12 protein-coding genes are annotated in these 18,362 nt (G+C 63.4%); 5 read left to right on the top strand and 7 right to left on the bottom strand.

Translation table 11 applies throughout. The features are described from left to right. Nucleotides 1-208 precede the first annotated feature (208 nt). Nucleotides 209-3,712 (top strand): PAS domain-containing hybrid sensor histidine kinase/response regulator, encoded by a 3,504-nt coding sequence (locus PH551_RS13460; protein ID WP_285193369.1) that lies wholly within the window; start codon nt 209-211, stop codon nt 3,710-3,712. Nucleotides 3,713-3,721: 9 nt separating this feature from the next. Here PH551_RS13460 and PH551_RS13455 read toward each other — a convergent pair whose 3' ends face one another. Next, entirely contained in the window at nt 3,722-4,279 is a 558-nt protein-coding gene (locus PH551_RS13455) for a TetR/AcrR family transcriptional regulator (RefSeq protein WP_285193368.1), read from the bottom strand. A 136-nt stretch (nt 4,280-4,415) separates the two neighbouring features. On the opposite strand from PH551_RS13455, the gene PH551_RS13450 reads away from it, so the two are divergent. Then, nucleotides 4,416-5,618, top strand: coding sequence for an MFS transporter (locus tag PH551_RS13450; protein WP_285193367.1), 1,203 nt, complete (start codon nt 4,416-4,418; stop codon nt 5,616-5,618). Nucleotides 5,619-5,633: 15 nt separating this feature from the next. Here PH551_RS13450 and PH551_RS13445 read toward each other — a convergent pair whose 3' ends face one another. Beyond that, nucleotides 5,634-6,077 (bottom strand): YybH family protein, encoded by a 444-nt coding sequence (locus PH551_RS13445; RefSeq protein WP_285193366.1) that lies wholly within the window; start codon nt 6,075-6,077, stop codon nt 5,634-5,636. 118 nt (nt 6,078-6,195) lie between these two features. Further along, nucleotides 6,196-6,600, bottom strand: coding sequence for a GFA family protein (locus PH551_RS13440; RefSeq protein WP_285193365.1), 405 nt, complete (start codon nt 6,598-6,600; stop codon nt 6,196-6,198). Nucleotides 6,601-6,657: 57 nt separating this feature from the next. Between PH551_RS13440 and PH551_RS13435 the strand changes: the two genes are divergently transcribed. Continuing rightward, on the top strand, nt 6,658-7,158 hold the full coding sequence (locus tag PH551_RS13435; protein ID WP_285193364.1) for a MarR family winged helix-turn-helix transcriptional regulator: 501 nt from the start codon (nt 6,658-6,660) through the stop codon (nt 7,156-7,158). Between the two features lie 142 nt (nt 7,159-7,300). On the opposite strand, the gene PH551_RS13430 is transcribed toward PH551_RS13435, so the two are convergent. From PH551_RS13430 to PH551_RS13415, 4 genes are all read right to left on the bottom strand, one after another. Then, nucleotides 7,301-7,510: a cold-shock protein gene (locus PH551_RS13430; RefSeq protein WP_011423929.1), complete on the bottom strand. Its 210-nt coding sequence runs from the start codon at nt 7,508-7,510 to the stop codon at nt 7,301-7,303. A 300-nt stretch (nt 7,511-7,810) separates the two neighbouring features. After that, nucleotides 7,811-10,027: a 3-hydroxyacyl-CoA dehydrogenase NAD-binding domain-containing protein gene (locus PH551_RS13425; RefSeq protein WP_285193363.1), complete on the bottom strand. Its 2,217-nt coding sequence runs from the start codon at nt 10,025-10,027 to the stop codon at nt 7,811-7,813. 68 nt (nt 10,028-10,095) lie between these two features. Next, nucleotides 10,096-11,304: an acetyl-CoA C-acetyltransferase gene (locus PH551_RS13420; RefSeq protein WP_285193362.1), complete on the bottom strand. Its 1,209-nt coding sequence runs from the start codon at nt 11,302-11,304 to the stop codon at nt 10,096-10,098. A 175-nt stretch (nt 11,305-11,479) separates the two neighbouring features. Further along, a complete protein-coding gene (locus tag PH551_RS13415; protein WP_285193360.1) occupies nt 11,480-13,276 on the bottom strand; it encodes an acyl-CoA dehydrogenase C-terminal domain-containing protein in 1,797 nt (598 codons plus the stop codon). A gap of 234 nt (nt 13,277-13,510) precedes the next feature. Between PH551_RS13415 and PH551_RS13410 the strand changes: the two genes are divergently transcribed. Both PH551_RS13410 and PH551_RS13405 read left to right on the top strand, forming a co-directional pair. Next, nucleotides 13,511-14,194 (top strand): DNA-3-methyladenine glycosylase I, encoded by a 684-nt coding sequence (locus tag PH551_RS13410; RefSeq protein WP_285193359.1) that lies wholly within the window; start codon nt 13,511-13,513, stop codon nt 14,192-14,194. A gap of 338 nt (nt 14,195-14,532) precedes the next feature. Then, a complete protein-coding gene (locus PH551_RS13405) occupies nt 14,533-18,297 on the top strand; it encodes a peptidoglycan-binding protein (protein ID WP_285193358.1) in 3,765 nt (1,254 codons plus the stop codon). Nucleotides 18,298-18,362 lie beyond the last annotated feature (65 nt).

Raw genomic sequence — 18,362 nt, 5'->3', positions numbered from 1 at the left:
CTTCGATCCCATTTCAGAGATATGCCGCTGTTTCGATTAGCTACATCTTCGTTGCAATTAATCAATCGGCAATCGCAATTATCTGGCGCAGTCGCCACCAGGCCTTTGACTTAAGGTGTAGATAGGCGGGAATTTTCAAGGCACCTGAAATGCCTTAAGCTGACTTCGTTGCGGGAGGTGCCGGCGGCTTTTCGCGGGCGGAGGATTAATGCTTCCAGGCTGGGTCATATTCGCGTCTGCCTTCGGCTATCTGCTCCTGCTGTTCGCCGTGGCAAGCTACGGCGACCGCAAGAACCGCGGCCCGGGCGCTCTCGAAGGCGAATGGCCCGTCGTCTATGCGCTCAGCCTTGCGATCTATTGCACCTCCTGGACGTATTTCGGCAGTGTCGGGCTTGCCGCGCAACGCGGCCTGGAATTTGCCGGCATTTATATCGGCCCCATCCTCGTCTTCACCTTCGGCATGCCGCTGCTTCGCCGCATCATCGAGCTTGCCAAGGCGGAGAAGCTCACCTCCGTCGCCGATTTCGTCGCTGCGCGCTACGGCAAGAATCCGACGGTCGCGACGATCGTGGCGCTGATCTCGCTGATCGGCACCATTCCCTATATAGCCTTGCAGCTGAAAGCGATCTCGAGCACCGTCAGCGCGATGGTCAATCCGTCCGACTACGGCATCGGCAGCGGTAATCTCTATTTCCTCGACCTGCCGCTCATAGCCACCCTGGTGCTTGCCTGCTTCGCCATCATGTTCGGCACGCGGCATACGGATGCGACGGAACATCAGGACGGCCTCATCCTCGCCGTCTCGATGGAATCGGTCGTCAAGCTCGTCGCCTTCCTGACAGCCGGCGTCTGCGTCATCTGGTTTCTCTTCAATGGCCCGGCGGACCTCTGGAGCAAAACCGTCGAGAACGACCTGGTCATGTCGGCGCTTAGCTATCATACGCCGATCAGCCGCTGGATCACGCTGATCGTGCTGTCGGCCTTCGCGATCATCATGCTGCCGCGGCAATTCCACGTCACCGTCGTCGAAAACCGAACGGCAAAGCAGCTGAAACTCGCGGGCTTCCTGTTTCCCAGCTATCTCGTAGCCATCAATCTCTTCGTGCTCCCGGTGGCGATCGGCGGCCTCCTGACCTTCGGCGGCACTGGCAATGCCGACTTCTACATGCTGTCGCTGCCGCTTGCCGGCCAGATGCCGGTGGTTTCGCTCATCACCTTCATCGGTGGCTTCTCCGCCGCAACGGCAATGGTCATCGTCGATTCCGTGGCGCTGTCGATCATGGTGTCGAACGACATCATCATGCCGATCTTCCTGCGACGCAAACTTGCCGGCCGCGCCGGCCAGCGCGACGATTTCGCCAAGACGCTGCTCAACATCCGCCGCAGCGCCATCTTCGCCGTGCTGCTGTTCGGCTATGCCTATTACCGCTCGACCGACAGCACCGCCGGGCTCGCCTCGATCGGCTTGTTGTCCTTTGCGGCGATCGCGCAGATCGCGCCTGCGCTGTTCGGTGGGCTGATCTGGCGGCGGGCAAATGCGCGCGGCGCCATCCTCGGCCTGACCTCCGGCTTCACCATTTGGGTCTATCTGTTGTTCCTGCCGTCGCTCGGCGGTCCCGACTATTCCTATGTGGCGAGCGCCGTGCTCGGCTTCATCTTTCCGGGCGCGACGCTGTTTACCGCGCCCGACGCCGACCCGCTGGTCAATGCGACCGTCATGAGCCTGCTCGTCAACACCGCCTTCTTCATCGTCGGCTCGCTCACCCGCAATGCCCGACCGCTGGAGCGCATCCAGGCCGGCATCTTCGTCAAGCGGCATTCGCGATCGCAGTTTGCAACGCGCGGCTGGAAGACCCGCATCAGCGTCGGCGATCTCAAGGCGGCGATCTCGCGTTATCTCGGCGAAGAGCGCATGCAGCGCTCGTTCACGACCTATGAGCAAAGTTCCGGCCGCAAGCTGGAGGACGAACAGCAGGCCGATATGGCGCTGATCCATTTCAGCGAACAGTTGCTCGGCAGCGCCATCGGCTCGTCCTCGGCAAGGCTGGTGCTATCGCTGATTCTGCAGAAGATCGAGGACGCCTCGTCCGACACCGCATGGCTGCTCGACCAGGCAAGCGAAGCGCTGCAATATAACCAGGACATGCTGCAGACGGCGCTGTCGCAGATGGATCAGGGCATTGCCGTCTTCGACAGTTCCAACCGGCTGACGATCTGGAACCGACGCTTCCGGCAACTGCTTGAGCTGCCCGAGAGTGCCGGCCAGGTCGGCTTTCCCCTGTCGGAGATCGTTACCACACTCAGCCAGCGCGGCGACATCGCGCCGGGCGATCTCAACCAGACGGTGCGGCACTTCCTGACGCTCGACAAACCCTTCGCCCTGGTGCTCGGCGGCGGCGAGCGGATCATCGAGGTGCGCTCCAACGCCATGCCCGATAAGGGCATCGTCGCCACCTTCACCGATATCACCCAGCGCGTCAGCGCCGACCAGGCATTGAAGCAGGCGAATGAAACGCTGGAGCAGCGCGTCGCCGAACGCACGGCGGAACTCACCCGCGTCAACCGCGAACTTGCCGAAGCGCGGGCGGCTGCCGACGAGGCGAATATCGGCAAGACGCGCTTCTTCGCCGCCGCCGGCCACGACATTCTGCAGCCGCTCAACGCCGCCAGGCTCTATTCCTCGGCGCTGGTCGAGCGCATGGCGCAATCCGACAACAGCCCGATCGTGCGCAACATCGATTCAGCCCTGGAATCGGTCGAAACCATTCTAGGCGCGGTGCTCGACATCTCCAGGCTCGATACCGGCGCCATGCGGCCGCGGCTCGCTTCGGTCGCGCTTTCCGACCTCCTGGAGCGGATCAAGACCGATTTTGCGCCGATCGCCCGTGAGAAACAGCTGAAGCTGGTGGTCATGCCGACATCGCTCAGGGTCCGCTCAGACCCGAACCTCCTGCGCCGCCTGGTGCAGAACCTCGTCTCCAACGCCATAAAATACACGATCACCGGCAAGGTGCTGGTCGGGGCGCGGCGGCGCGGCAACCAGGTAATCATCCAGGTGATCGATTCCGGCATCGGCATTCCGCCATCGAAATTCCGCACCGTGTTCAAGGAATTCGCGCGGCTGGATGAAGGCGCCAAGACTGCTTCCGGCCTCGGGCTCGGCCTTTCGATCGTCGACCGCATCGCCCGCGTGCTCAACCATCCGGTCGAGCTGCTCTCGACGCATGGGAGGGGCACTGAATTTCGCATTTCCATGCCGCTCGACGCCTCACGCCCGGCCGAGGCTGCGGCAGCCGTCGCCCCCGCCGACCGCCCGGGGCAGCCGCTCAAGGGACTGAAAATCCTCTGTATCGACAACGAGCCGAAGATCCTCGAAGGCATGCGGTTGCTGCTCAGCGGCTGGGGCTGCGAGGTGACGGCGCTTGATTGCCTTGCCGAGGTGATCGCCATGGACGGCCGGGATGGGCCGCCGGATCTTGCCATCGCCGACTATCATCTCGACGACGGCACCGGCCTTGCCGCAATCCTGCATCTGCGCCGGCAGTTCGGCATCGACATCCCCGCCTTGCTTGTTACTGCCGACCGCACGCCTGAAGTGCGCAGCGAGGCGGAGCGGCACGATATCGCCGTTCAGCACAAACCGGTACGGCCGGCGGCGCTGCGCGCCTATATCACCCAGATATCCGGCCTCAAACGCGCGGCTGCGGAATAGCCGGCAAGCTCAGCCGGCCGGGCTGATGACGCGAGAGACGAGATCGCGTACCCGCGCAGTATCCGGCACCTCGCCAAACAGGATGCGGTACATGATCGGCGCCACAACCTGATCCATCACAAGATCGACGTCCGGGAAGGTTTCGCCCCGCCCCTTTGCCCTGTTGGCGATGACGATGATCTGCTGTCGCGTATATTCGCAGCATTTGCAGGCGTTGGCGCCGGCCTGCGCCGCCAACACGTCGCGGATCATCTCGCGGCCCGGCCCGGAGGACATTTCCTCGGCATATTGCTCGGCCCAGGCCTGAAGATCGGCCGTGCCGCTGCCGGCGTCGACCGGCTGCATATCCGGCCGCAGCCGCTCGACGGCGACATCGGCGAGAAGCTCCTGCAGGTCGCCCCAGCGGCGATAGATGGTCGACGGCGTCACGCCTGCCCTGGCGGCGATCAGCGGGATCGTCACCTCGGCGCGGTTCATCTCAGCCAACAGATCGCGTGCCGCCTTGTGCACCGACGCCTGGACCCGGGCGCTTCTGCCGCCCGGACGGAGATTCTCTTTCACTGCCATGCCTGCAACCCGACCTTCATCCTGACATCGATGGTTCAAAATCTTTGACAGGAGCATAAACGCAAATAATTTGCCTTTGCGGCGCATCCACCCTACATCGAGCTAACGCAACAGGTTAGCTTTAAGGGGTTTATATATGTTCGCCGCAGCCAAATCCACAGAGAATGCGCCGCGCCCCTCGATCGGTTTCCATGCGCTGACGCTCGCCACCTTCTTCGGCGCCTCCTCGGTGCCGACGCCGCTCTACCGGATCTATCAGGAGAATTTCGCGATCTCGCCGGTGCTGATCACCGTTATTTTCGCCGTCTATGCCTTCGCGCTCTTGGCGGCGCTGCTGACAGCCGGCTCGATCTCAGATCATCTCGGCCGCAGGCCGGTAATCTTTTCCGCCCTGCTGCTCGAAATCGTCGCCATCATCCTATTCGTCGTCGCCAGCGGCCCCGGCTGGCTGATCGCGGCGCGGATCGTCCAGGGCATTGCCACCGGCATCGCCGGCGCCTCGCTCGGAGCAGCCCTTGTCGATGTCGACCGGGCGAAGGGACAGATCGTCAATTCGATCGCACCGCTTTCCGGCATGGCGCTGGGTGCGGTCGGCACCAGCGCCCTGATTCAGTACGGCCCCTTCCCGATGCATCTCGTCTATGCGCTGCTGCTCGTCGCCTTCGCGTTGCAGGCGGCCGCCATCTGGCTGATCCCCGAGAGCGGCGGCACGCGCCCCGGCGTTGTCGGCTCGCTGGTCCCGCGCGTTTCCATTCCGCCGCAGGCGAGGCGGCCGCTCTCGCTGGTGACGCCGATCAATATCGCCAATTGGACGGTCGGCGGTTTCTACCTTTCGCTGGTCCCCTCCCTAGTCGCTACCACGACCGGCAGCGCCGCACCGCTGACGGGCGGAGCAGTCGTCGCGGCTTTGACGGCGAGCGGCGCGATCGCCGTCTATCTCAGGCGCGGCAGGACGGCCACGGCCAATCTCGGCTTCGGCGTATCGGCAAAGACGCTCGGCATCCTGACGGTCGTCGCCGGCGTGCATCTCGCCAATGTGCCGCTGCTGTTGATCGGCACTATTCTTACCGGCGCCGGTTTCGGCACCAATTTCCTGGGCTCGCTCGGCAGCATCATGCCGCTTGCCAAAGCGGACGAGCGGGCCGGACTGCTGTCGGCCTTCTACGTGCAGAGCTACCTCGCCTTCAGCCTGCCGGCGATATTGGCAGGCTTCCTGGCGAAATCCGCCGGCTATCAAGTGACGACGGACATTTATGCGACGGCGATCCTGCTGTTGCTGGGCGTCGGCATCGTGGCCCTTCGCGCCGGCCGAGGAAAGACTGCGGAGAATGCGGCCTAATTCCGGAGGGAGTGTTCACGGCTGGAGATCCAGCAGTGCCCGGCCGCTGCCATCCATGGCGAAAGGCACCGAGGCGTGCTGGTGGGCGACCAGCCAGCGGCCATCCTGCTTGACGAGGCCGAGGGTCTGACGGAACCAGAGATCGACTTCGGTGCCATCGGTCTTCGTCCCGGTCATCCGCGTGAGGCCACTCCAGAAAGCGACACCCTCGCCGACCGTCAGTTTGGCATCGCGCACCTCGCCGCCAATCGGGCCTTCCCAGGTGTCGAACCAGGCCTGCAGGCCTGCCTTGTCCTTGCCGTTGATGACCAGCGGCGGCGCCAGGGAAAATTCCACGGAATCTTCGGCCTCGTAGGAAAGCGCCTCCTCGGCGTTCTTTTCCCCCAGCGCCTTGGCCCGCATCATCAGCATGGCGATGACCGCCTCTTCCTCGTGCCTAACATTTGCTTCGTCGTTCACGGCCGTTCTCCTTTTCCGCTATGGACAGAGGACGAGCGGCAGGAGAACGATCCGACAATGATGCATTTCACTCTCGGCAATTTCGGATGCAAGATCGCTGCGTTCCACCGGAATTACTTCAGAGATAACTCGTCACTGCGGGCTCGTTCCACCAGGCATCGTGCCTGCCATCGGCGTAACGAACCGGCAGCCCCGCCAGTTCCTCCGGCGTGATATTATCCAGGCAGGCGATGTTGATCGAGACATAGGCGCCGCCGATCGCCTCGACATAACCGTCGCCATAGGCGGGGACGCCGCAGGTGCGGCAGAAGCGGTGATGGCCGCTCATCGTGTTGAACTGGTAATCGGATGTCTCCGCCGGGTCGGACATCAATCGGAAATCCTCGGGCTTGACGTTAGCGCCCCAATAGCGCCGCTTGGCACAGATCGAGCAATTGCAGCGGCCGGTGCCGGCTTCGAGGTCGATATCCACCTCGTAGTGCACTTTGCCACAATGGCAGCTTCCCCTGTAAGTCTTCTTCATGGCGATCTCCCCATCGGCGTTGCCTTCAGCATGTCAGTATGACAATGTGTTGTCATTATGAATGAGATACAGAATAGACAACATGTTGTCAAACAGAATCGGCCGGAGCGAACGTTGGAAGCGGATGCCTTTTCCGCTTTCGCGATCACGGCCCTGCGTCTGGCCGCTCACCTGACGGCGGCCGGCGACCGGTTGGCGAAGCCTGCAGGACAGACCAGTGCGCGCTGGCAGGTGCTCGCCGCGGCAAGGCGCGGCGACCTGTCGGTGGCGCAGATCGCCCGCGCGCTCGGCCTCGCTCGTCAGGGCGTTCAGCGGCTGACCGACGTGCTGGAGAGCGAAGGGCTGATCGCCTATGCCGACAACCCGCAGCATCAGCGCGCCAAGCTGGTGCGACTGACGGCGGACGGGGCGGCACGGCTGGGGGCGATCGAGGTGGCGCAGGCCGGATGGGCAAACAAGCTCGGCGCCGGGTTTACCTCAGCCGAGCTCGATGTGGCGCGGGCTGTCATGGCGCGGGCAATAGAGGCGATGGAGGTGGACGAGGCGTCCGGCAGTTGAGCAATTCGCCCCGTGATAATGCGCCCGCCGTCGACCGGAAACGAAAAAAGGCCGGGCTAACCCGACCTTCCCGCCATCTCGACGAACCGTGCCAGTACATCCGTGGTCACGATATGGAGATGATATTCAAGCCTTTGAAGGCTCAGGCCGCCTGGAGGCGGTCTGCCGACATCTTGCCGGACTTGTTGTCGCGGACGAGATCGTAGGAGAGCTTCTGGCCATCCTTGAGGTCACGCATGCCGGCGCGTTCAACGGCCGAGATGTGGACGAAAACGTCGGCAGCGCCGTCGTCCGGCTGAATGAAGCCGAAGCCCTTGGTTGCGTTGAACCACTTTACGGTACCTGTGTTCATGACGATATCCTTTCGAATCGCTCATAGAAGATTGCAGCCCGGAAATACCGAACGGCGATGAAAACCGATTTTGGAGGAAGGTCGCCAGGAACGACGCGAGCGCCGTTTCAAAGTTCATCTAGCAAGATCGATGTGCACGGGTGTAATCGGAAATTGTGTCCGCGGCAAGGCGTCGGCAAGGAAAAGTGGAATTCGGCGAACTGGAGAAAGCGCGGGATTCTTTTGCGCCGTGACCCGGCATCCCTCTGCCCTGCCCGGCAGAGGGTGGCTACGTTTGGCGGAAACGATAGCAAAAACAGATTACGCCGCCGCCTTCGCTCCTGCATAGGGATCGAACCGCCCATAAAACGTCTCACCCTTGGCGGCCATATCCTTCAAGAGTGGCGTCGGCTTGAAATGCTCTCCGTAAGCCGACGCTAACTTTTCCGCCAGTTCCACGAATGCCTTTACGCCCATCCCATCGATATAGCTCAGCGCCCCGCCGGTGTAGGGCGCGAAGCCAAAGCCGAGGATCGAGCCGACATCGGCTTCGCGCGGATCTGTGACGATGCCTTCCTCGACCGTCCGGGCGGCTTCGAGCGCGATGGTGACGAGGAAACGTCGCTTGAGGATGGCGACGTCCACCTCGTCCGGGCTTTTCTGCGGATAGAAGCTCTTCAGCTCAGGCCAGAGCGACTTCTTCGCCGGTTTCGGCGGATAGTCATAGAAGCCCTTGGAATTCTTGCGGCCGAAGCGTCCTTCCTTTTCGACCATGCGGGAGATCAGCTCCATGTGCCTGGGATCGACAGCCCTTTCGCCGAGATCGGCGACCGTCGTCTTGAGGATCTTCAGCGAAAGGTCGATCGCCACCTCGTCGTTCAAAGCCAGCGGCCCCACAGGCATGCCGGCCATCTTGGCGGCATTCTCGATCATGGCGGGCGGCACGCCCTCGATCAGCATGTCGTAGCTTTCAGACATGTAGCGCAGCACGCAGCGATTGACGAAGAAGCCGCGGGTGTCGTTGACGACGATCGGCGTCTTCTTGATCGCCGCGACATAATCGAGCGCCACGGCGAGCGCCTTGTCGCCGGTTTCGCCTCCGAGGATCACCTCCGTCAGCATCATCTTTTCGACTGGCGAGAAGAAGTGAACGCCGATGAAGTCGGCGGGGCGTTTCGAATTCTTCGCAAGGCCCGTGATCGGCAGCGTCGAGGTATTGGAGGCGAAGATCGCGCCCTCGGGTAGCGCTGCTTCGACCGCCTCGATAACAGCCTTCTTGACTTCGCGATCCTCGAACACGGCCTCGATGACGAGGTCGGCATTGGCGAGATCGGCGTAATCGGCCGAAGGCGTGATGCGGGAGAGCAGGGCCGCCGCTTCGTCCTGCGTCAGCCTTCCCTTACCGATCGAATCCTTAACGAGCCCTTCGGAGACGGCCTTGCCCTTGGCGGCCGCTTCCATATCGCGGTCGATCAGGGTCACCGGAATGCCGGCGGCGGCGGTGACATAGGCGATCGAGGCGCCCATGAAGCCGGCGCCGACGACGCCGACATGTTTCAGCTCCGTCTTCGGGATACCGGCCGGGCGGCGTGCGCCCTTGCCGAGCTCCTGCATGGAGATGAACAAAGAGCGGATCATCGAGAAAGCTTCCCGGGTCTGCAGCACCTCCGTGAAATAACGCTGCTCGATCTTCAGACCGGTGTCGAACGGCACCTGCAGGCCTTCATAGACGCATTTCAGGATGGCGAGCGCTGCCGGATAATTGCCCGACGTCTCGCGGCGCAGGATCGCCGGCGCGGCCGGCCAGAGCTGGGCGGAAGCCGGCGTCCAGATGCCGCCGCCCGGCAGCTTGAAGCCTTTCTCGTCCCACGGGGCGACCGGCTTCAGGCCATCCTTGATCATCTGCTTGGCGGCGGGGATCAGCTGATCCGGCCCGACCACCTGATGCACCAGGTTCATCGCCTTGGCGCGCGAACCGCTCAACGACTGGCCCGTCGTCATCATCTGCAGCGCATCCTGGGCATTGGCGAGGCGCGGCACGCGCTGGGTGCCGCCGGCGCCGGGGAAGATGCCGACCTTGACCTCGGGCAGCGCGATCTTAACACTCTTGGCATTGGAAGCGACGCGGCCGTGGCAGGCAAGCGACAGTTCGAAGGCGCCGCCCATGCAGGTGCCGTTGATTGCCGACACCCAGGGCTTGCCGGAGGTTTCGAGCTTGCGGAAGAGGCCGCTCATGCGGCCGACCAGACCAAACAGCGTCTGCACCGCCGTCTCCGGATTCTTGGCTTTCTCCTCCTGGTAGCAGCTGAACATCGACTTGATCATCGAAAGATCAGCGCCGCCGGAGAAGGAGGATTTGCCTGAGGTGAATACGACGCCCTTGACGGCGACGTCAGCGGTCGTCGCGTCGATGATGGCGTTGAGCTCCTCCATCACCTCGGCGGTGAAGACATTCATCGATTTGCCGGGCATGTCCCAGGTGACGAGAGCGATGCCGTCGGCGTCGGTTTCGACCGTGAAATTGGTGTAGCTGCTCATTGGGAATTCCTCTCCCTGAATTCTCTTGCGGTGAAGCCCCTCCCCTTGTGGAGAGGGTCGCGATCCCATCAAACGCGTTCGATAACCGTTGCCGTGCCCATGCCGGCGCCGATGCAGAGCGTCACCAGCGCGGTGTTGAGGTCGCGGCGTTCAAGCTCGTCCAGCACGGTTCCGAGGATCATCGCGCCGGTGGCGCCGAGCGGATGGCCCATGGCGATGGCACCGCCATTGACGTTGATGCTGTCGTGATCGATGTCGAAGGCCTGCATGTAGCGCAGCACCACGGCGGCGAAGGCCTCGTTCAACTCAAAGAGGTCGATGTCCGACAGGCTCATGCCGGTCCGCTTCAACAGCTTTTCGGTCACGTCGACGGGGCCGGTCAACATCAGCGCCGGATCGGAGCCGATATTGGCGAAAGCCTTGATGCGGCCACGCGGCTTCAGCCCCATGCTCTCACCGCCAGCCTTCGATCCCAGGAGCACCGCAGCGGCGCCATCGACGATGCCGGAGGAATTGCCGGCATGGTGGACGTAGTTGATCCGCTCGATCTCGGGATGGGCCTGGATGCCGACGGCTTCGAAGCCACCCATCTCGCCGGGCATCTGGAAGGAGGGGTTGAGAGAGGCAAGCGCCTGCATTTCGGTGCCGGGGCGCATGTGCTCGTCCTTATCCAGGATCGTCAGGCCATTCTGATCCTTGACCGGGATCACCGACTTGTCGAACCAGCCCTGCTGCCAGGCATGGGCGGCGCGCCTCTGGCTCTCGACGGCGTAGGCATCGACATCGGTTCTGCTGAAGCCGTATTTGGTGGCGATGAGATCGGCCGAGACGCCCTGCGGCATAAAATAGGCCGGGAAATTCACCGACGGATCCATGAACCAGGCGCCGCCCGACATGCCCAGGCCGACACGCGACATGCTTTCCACACCGCCTGCGATGACGATGTCGTCGGCGCCCTGGGCGATCTTGCCGGCGGCGAAATTGACGGCATCGAGGCCGGAGGCGCAGAAGCGAGAGATCTGCATGCCGGGCGCACGGGTGGAATAACCGGCTTCGAAGGCGGCAGCCTTGGGGATGACGGCGCCGGCATCCATGACCGGGTCGACGCAGCCCATGATGATGTCGTCGAGGGTTGTCGTATCGAGCCCGTTGCGGTCGCGGATCGCTTCCAGCGTCTTGGCGGCGAGGCGGACGGAAGGCACCTCATGCAGGGCGCCGTCCTTCTTGCCGCGGCCGCGCGGCGTGCGGACGTGATCGTAAATGAAAACCTCGGTCATTGTCTCGTCTCCCTGATGGCGCAGACGCGCCTTTGAATTCTGCGAAGACCAAATAGCCCTTCGTTTTAAGCTCAGGGCGTTCGGCGCTCGAAACGATTCACCGGATCGTTTCGTCGGCTGCGCCGACCGCTTTCTCACCCCCAAACCCTCCCCACAAGGGGGAGGGAGAACCGGCTCAAAACGCTTCCGCGGCCAGCGCCATCATCGTGTCGGCGCCGGCTTCGATGCGGGCCTTGCGAAGGGCGGCTTCCGGCATGATCCGCTCCATGAAGAATTTCGCCGTGGTCAGCTTGTTCTTCAGGTAATCCTCGCGGGCGGCATCGCCCGAGGCAAGGCCGTCCTCGGCGGCTTTCGCCATTTTCGCCCACATATAGCCGAGAACGACGAGACCGAAGAGATGCATGTAATCGGTCGAACCGGCGCCGGCATTGTCGGGCTTGGCCATGGCGTTCTGCATGAACCACATGGTCGCGGCCTGGACGTCGTTCAAGCCCTTCTTCAGATGCTTGGTGAAGAAGGAGAGCTTTTCGTCGTTGCGGTTCTCCTCGCAGAAATCGCCGATTTCCTTGAACAGCGCCATGGCGGCGCGGCCGCCGTTGAGCGCGAGCTTGCGCCCGACGAGATCGAGCGCCTGAATGCCGTTGGCGCCTTCGTAGATCATGGCGATTCGGGCATCGCGCACATACTGGCTCATGCCGTGCTCTTCGATATAGCCGTGGCCGCCGAAGACCTGCTGGGCCATGACGGCGTGGTCGAAGCCCCTGTCGGTCATCACACCCTTGAGGATCGGGGTGACGAGGCCGAGAATGTCGTCAGCGGTCTGGCGCTCCTTCTCGTCGGTGGCGCGGTGGGCGATATCGGACTTCAGCGCGGTCCAGAGCAAAAAGGCGCGGCCGGCCTCGTTGAAGGCGCGAATGGTCATCAGAGTCCGGCGGATATCGGGATGGACGATGATCGGATCGGCCTTCTTATCCGGCGCCTTGACGCCGGAGAGCGAGCGGCCCTGGATGCGGTCGCGGGCATAATTCGCGGCATTCTGATAGGCGATTTCGGAAATGGCGATGCCCTGCAGGCCGACCATCAGGCGCGCCTCGTTCATCATCACGAACATGGCATTGAGGCCGCGGTTTTCGGCGCCAATCAGGAAGCCGGTCGCCTCGTCGTAATTCATGACGCAGGTGGCGTTGCCGTGGATGCCCATCTTGTGCTCGATCGCACCGCAGGACACGGCATTGCGGTCGCCAAGAGCGCCGTCCTTGCCGACCAGGTATTTCGGGACGATGAAGAGCGAGATGCCCTTGGTGCCCTCGGGGGCCCCCTCGATGCGAGCCAGTACCAGATGAACGATGTTGTCGGTCAGATCGTGCTCGCCGGCAGAGATGAAGATCTTCTGGCCTGAAATTTTGTAGCTGCCGTCGTTCTGCGGCACCGCCCGGGTGCGCAGCATGCCGAGATCGGTGCCGCAATGCGGCTCGGTCAGGTTCATGGTGCCGGACCATGAACCGTCGACCATCTTCGGCAGATAGGTTTCCTTCTGCTCCTGCGTGCCATGGACGAGGATCGCGGCGATCGCACCCTGCGTCAGGCCCGGATACATCATCAGCGACATGTTGGCGGCGGAGGTATATTCGCCGACGGCGGCATGCAGCGTATAGGGAAGCCCCTGGCCGCCGAATTCTTCCGGCACGGCAAGGCCGATCCAGCCGCCTTCGCGATAGGCATTATAGGCTTCCTTGAAGCCCTTCGGCGTCGAGACACTGGCGTTGTCCTGACGTCTGCAGCCTTCCTGGTCGCCGGAATAATTGATCGGAAAAAGAACTTCTTCGGCCACCTTGGCGGCCTCGCCGAGGATCGCCTCGATCATATCGGGCGTCGCATCGGCAAACCCGGGAAGATTGTTGTAGCGTTCGAGGCCCAGCACGTCGTTCAAAACGAAAAGCGTATCGTTCACCGGGGCCTTGTAGACTGGCATCTCTCAATTTCTCCCATTCGGATAGCCGGATCGCGCCGGCCTTGGTCATCGTCTTACAAAATATTGACGTTTGCGTAAACGTCAAACTATTGATCGCCTTTTCATGAAAAAATTCGAGAGGGCGAATCCGCAAGCCGTGGATGCGGAGGCAGGAGACGCCATCTCATCTTCCTTGTCCATTCGGGAATGGCGTATAAGCGCAAGCGTCTTTCACTATGCATCAGGTGGGCCGGCATGATCAGTTTCGAGGCGATAAGGCAGCGTGCGGAAGAGCGAAAAGGCGGTGCGGCCGCGCTGCAGGCAATGCTCGAGAAGCACCAGCCGGATCACGACCGGCTGCGCGCCATGCCGGACGACCGCATCCTCGCCGACATGACCCGCCGCATCTTCTACAGCGGCTTCGTGCAGAAGGTAATCGATGCGAAGTGGCCGGGATTCGAGGCGGCGTTTTCCGGCTTCGATCCGGCGGCGCTGAATATCGCGCCCGACGATTACTGGCATGAGCTGACATCGGACGAGCGGATCATCCGCAACGGCGCGAAGATCATGTCGGTTCGCGCCAATGCCGCCTTCGTCAGAGAACTGGCGAGCGAACATGGCAGCGTCGGCGCCTTCTTCGCCGACTGGCCGCGGGAGGACCAGGTCGGCCTCCTCGAGCTGATGAGCAAACGCGGCAGCCGGCTCGGCGGCATGACCGCGCAGTATTTCCTGCGCGGCATCGGCCGCGACAGCTTCGTCGCCACGCTCGACGTGCTCGCCTGCCTGAGATCGGCCGGCGTGCCGCTCTCCTCCTCCGGCACGACGAAGAAGGACCAGCAGCTGATCCAGCAGGCCTTCAACGACTGGGCCGCCGAGACCGGCCTTTCCTTCATCCACCTCTCGCGCATCAGCGCCTATTCGATCGATGCCGCGCACTGAAATTCCGGCCTGGCGATGTCTATCCGATCCGGCGAATTTAACGGCGATTGCCGCCTAAAGAAGCCTTTCGGCTGCAAACGTTAAAAAATTCTCATCTATCTTAACGGCTTGTTTACCACGTTTCGTGAAAGGTGCGGATTGAGCCGTAGTGATCCGCATTCCTTTTTCCAGTCCCGCGTTCCTAAAGAATGCCGCTACATCGTTCAGCCTGAGGAAAGTCTAATTGACTATCTTCTTATGGATGATGCGCTCCGGTCCGCGTGAAGACGTGGGCAGCAGACGAAGAAGCCACGGATCGAGCTCTGACGAGAGGTCGAGCAGTCGAAGCGAGCAAGAAGATGAACGGATCGCGATCAAATCCTTCCCGACAGTCCGACAGGACCTCGCTCGATGCGCTGAACCGCACGATCGAAGGGCTGGAGGCGCGCATCGAAGGGCTGATGGGCAGCGGACGCGATCAGCGGACGCGCACGCCAATGGCCGAGCGCGATCCTTATGCGGCCTCCAATGCGCCGCGCCCCACACGAGCGCCGGTCGAGCCGCGGCCGGATCCGCTGGCGGAAATTCGCCAGCGCCAGCGCGCATTGGAAGCGGGCCGCGAACGCGCCTATGGGCGCGAGCAGGCCACCCAGCTGCGCGACCCCGCACCGCGCGCCGCTGCGCCACTGCCCGCCCCTGCCTTGCGCGCCGGCGGCGACACGATGACCGAGATCGCCCAGGCGCTCGTCAACCTCAGGCAGGACTTGAAGCGCGATATTTCCGAGGGCGTGACCCGCGAGATGAGCGCACTGCGCGCCGAACTGCGCGAGATCAAGGCGACCGCCGGAGACAGCCGCTTCGCCGACGACATTCGCGCCGACATGAACCGCCTGGCCCAGAGCATCAGCCAGTTGACCGGCCGCTCGAGCGGCCCGGAGGCCGCCGGGCTGCGCGAGGATTTCGAGGAGCTGCGATCGCTGATGGACGGGCTGGCGCGCGAGGAATCGCTGCGCCATATGGAAAACCGCTGGGACGGCGTCGAGAGCCGGCTTGCCGCACTCGACACCGAGGGGCTGCAGGAAGAGCTCGTTTCACTGGCCTACCGGCTCGACGATATCAAGCGCCATCTCGGCGGCATGGGCGAAAGCCCCGCGGTCCGGGCGCTGGAAGACAAGCTCATCGCCATCGCCACGGCGATGGAGCAGTTCGGCAACATGATCCAGCCGCATGACCGGGTCATGTCCGAGCAGTTCGCCGCCATGGATATGCGCCTCGACGAGATCAGCCGGGCGATTGCGGCAAGCGGCCGCGCGGCTGCCGCCAACGATCCGACGCTGATGCAGCGGCTGGAAAGCCGCCTGTCGTCGCTCGCCGACCAGATCGACCTGATGAGCCACGACGCGGCCAGCCGGGCAACCCCAGCCGACGAGCTGGCGATGCGGCTGGAAGCGCTGACGGAGCGCGTCGAGGAGCTGGCCAAGGCGGAAGCGACGTCCCGGCTCGACGAGCGGCTGGAACAGCTATCCTACCTGCTGGAGCGCACGCAGAAGGCGGCCGCGCAACCCGACCTCACCGGCCCGCTTTCCGACATCTCCCGCAAGATCGATGCGCTCGAGAATGGAGCGGTCAATGACGTGCTGGCGCAGCGGCTCGATTATCTCGCCCGGCGGATCGACGAGATGGCCTTTCAGCAGCCCGCACCTGCCGCGGCGATCGACGACAGAGCTTTCCAGCGTCTCGAAGGTCGGCTGAGCGACATCGCCGCCCGGCTGGAAGAAACAACGGCGGCGCCGCCGACCGATCCGCAAGCGCTGAAGAACCTCGAAGACCAGATTGCCAACCTTTCGGCGCTGATGAGCGAGCCGCGCGAAAGTGCCGCGATCCCGGCCGACCTCGACCGGCGCATGGGCGCGATCGAAGATTATATGGCGACAAGCGACGAATATATCATCGAGGCGGCGCGCCAAGCGGCGGAGGCCGTCGTCGAGGCCTATTCGCGCAATGGCGGCCTGCAGGGCGGCGTGCCCGCCGCCGACATGTCGGCGCTGACGGCGCTGGCCGAGGATCTGCGCCATCTCGAGGATATCAGCCGCGACAGCGAGGAGCGCACGCACAAGACCTTCAAGGCGCTGCACGAGACGCTGGTCCACATCGCCGACCGGCTCGACGGCATGGAAGAGCGCCGACGGCCGATCGCTCAGATGCCGATGGCCGACGTCGATTTCGATGTCGACCCCTATGCGCTGATGGTGGCTGAAGCCGCCCAGACGGCGGACGTGCCCCCGGCAGCGAAAGCCTCTCCGGTCATCCGCACGGCTGAGGTCGCGGCGGAACCTGCCGCCCCCGCCCAGGCCGCGAGCATGAGCGCAACAAGCGCGATCGCCATCGAAGCCGCGACGCGGCCGCCGGAGACCCCGACACCGGCGCCGGCAAAAACCAGCCTGTTCGCCAGCCTTGGCAAGCGGCTGCGGCCCGGCAAAAAAGCCGAGGCGCAGGCGAAGGAACGACCGGTGATCGACCCTGCGCCGTCGATCGATCCCGCCGACGTGGTCCCGACGGACGCGGCGAACGAACTGCTCGAGCCGGGTTCGGGCGCGCCCGACGTCAAGAAAATTCTTGAACGGGTGCGCGCCAGCCAGAGTGCCCAACGCGGCAAGCCTGCCATCGAGACGGATCGGGCCGACTACATCGCGGCTGCGCGCCGGGCGGCGCAGGCAGCCGCAATGGAAGTGGACGCCAATCCAAAGCAGGCGGCATCCAAGGCCGACAAGAAGGCCGCAAATGCCGACAAGACGAGCAAGACCGACAAGGCGGGCAAGCCCAGCGCCTTTTCGCGCTACCGCCGACCGATCCTTCTCGCCGTCGGCGCCGTCTTGCTCGCCATCATGGCCTTTCCGCTGGCCCGAACGCTGACGAGCGGCGAACCCGCACCGCGGCCGCCGGCGGAGGTCTCGGCGCTGACGGGGGCGATGGAAAATCCGAAGCCGGTTCCGCCTGAGGCGGCACCCGCCCAGCCGGACGCCGGCGCTGCCGATCTGAACGTCCCTGCAGCGGCGAGCGCACCGGCCGCCGATCAGGCGCAACCGGAAACAGCCCAGCCTGCTGCCAGCGATCACCTGACCGATGCGGCGCCGCTCGACAGCGAGGGAGTCGCAACCTTGGCCCCCGCCGGTACGTCCGGCGCACAGGAAACATCGAGCTTCACTCCGAACAGCCCGACCGCAGCGGCGGCCGCGCCGCAGGCAGCGATCACCATCCCCGACACCGTGCAGCCGAAATCACTTGCCGATGCGGCACAGGGCGGCGACTCCCTGGCGCTGTTCGAGATCGGCGCACGCTATTCGGACGGCCGCAACGGCATGACCGTCGATCAGAAACAGGCCGCAGGCTGGTACCAGCTTTCGGCCGACAAGGGTTTTGCGCCGGCACAATACCGGCTCGGCAGCATGTATGAGAAGGGCAACGGCGTCGAACGCGACATCGCCAAGGCGAAGGGCTTCTACGAGCAGGCGGCGAACCGGGGCAATGCCAGCGCCATGCACAATCTAGCCGTTCTCTACGCCTCCGGCGCGCTCGGCCAGCAGGATTATGCGACGGCAGCCTCGTGGTTCACCAAGGCCGCCAATCTCGGCATCACCGATAGCCAGTTCAACCTGGCAATCCTCTGCGCGAGGGGCAACGGCGTTCCGGCGGATCTCGAAGAATCCTACAAGTGGTTTGCGATCGCCGCCAAGGCCGGTGACAAGGATGCAGCGCAGAAGCGCGACGAAGTCGCCAATGCCATGAAGCCCGACCAGCTCGAACGGGCGCGCGCCAAGGCCGATCTCTGGAAGCCGGAACCGCTCGACCATCGCGCCAACGGCATCGACATTCCCGACGAATGGGCGGGCACAGGCATGAAGACGGCAACCGTCGACATGAAGAAGGCGATCCGCAACATCCAGGCGATCCTCAACAATAACGGTTTCGACGCCGGCGTGCCCGACGGCGAAATGGGGGCGAAAACCGTCGCCGCGATCAAGAGCTTCCAGAAGTCGATCGGCCAGCAGCCGGACGGCAAGGTGAGCGACGCGACCGTGAAGGCGCTGCTCGAACGCAACAAGCAGGTCGCCAAGGCGATCTAAGGTGCGTCGACGGAGGTCGAGCCGCCGGTGAAGACCCCTCCCCACAAGGGGGAGGGGCTTGCATG

Origin of the sequence: Rhizobium atlanticum (assembly GCF_030182485.1) — a bacterium.
Lineage (GTDB): Bacteria > Pseudomonadota > Alphaproteobacteria > Rhizobiales > Rhizobiaceae > Rhizobium.
This window is presented reverse-complemented; position numbering and strand designations above follow the sequence as displayed.

Coding starts and splice junctions, on each gene's coding strand:
- PH551_RS13460 (WP_285193369.1), top strand. CDS start 209: ATGCTTCCAGGCTGGGTCATATTCGCGTCTGCCTTCGGCTATCTGCTC.
- PH551_RS13455 (WP_285193368.1), bottom strand. CDS start 4,279: ATGGCAGTGAAAGAGAATCTCCGTCCGGGCGGCAGAAGCGCCCGGGTC.
- PH551_RS13450 (WP_285193367.1), top strand. CDS start 4,416: ATGTTCGCCGCAGCCAAATCCACAGAGAATGCGCCGCGCCCCTCGATC.
- PH551_RS13440 (WP_285193365.1), bottom strand. CDS start 6,600: ATGAAGAAGACTTACAGGGGAAGCTGCCATTGTGGCAAAGTGCACTAC.
- PH551_RS13435 (WP_285193364.1), top strand. CDS start 6,658: ATGAATGAGATACAGAATAGACAACATGTTGTCAAACAGAATCGGCCG.
- PH551_RS13430 (WP_011423929.1), bottom strand. CDS start 7,510: ATGAACACAGGTACCGTAAAGTGGTTCAACGCAACCAAGGGCTTCGGC.
- PH551_RS13425 (WP_285193363.1), bottom strand. CDS start 10,027: ATGAGCAGCTACACCAATTTCACGGTCGAAACCGACGCCGACGGCATC.
- PH551_RS13420 (WP_285193362.1), bottom strand. CDS start 11,304: ATGACCGAGGTTTTCATTTACGATCACGTCCGCACGCCGCGCGGCCGC.
- PH551_RS13415 (WP_285193360.1), bottom strand. CDS start 13,276: ATGCCAGTCTACAAGGCCCCGGTGAACGATACGCTTTTCGTTTTGAAC.
- PH551_RS13410 (WP_285193359.1), top strand. CDS start 13,511: ATGATCAGTTTCGAGGCGATAAGGCAGCGTGCGGAAGAGCGAAAAGGC.
- PH551_RS13405 (WP_285193358.1), top strand. CDS start 14,533: ATGAACGGATCGCGATCAAATCCTTCCCGACAGTCCGACAGGACCTCG.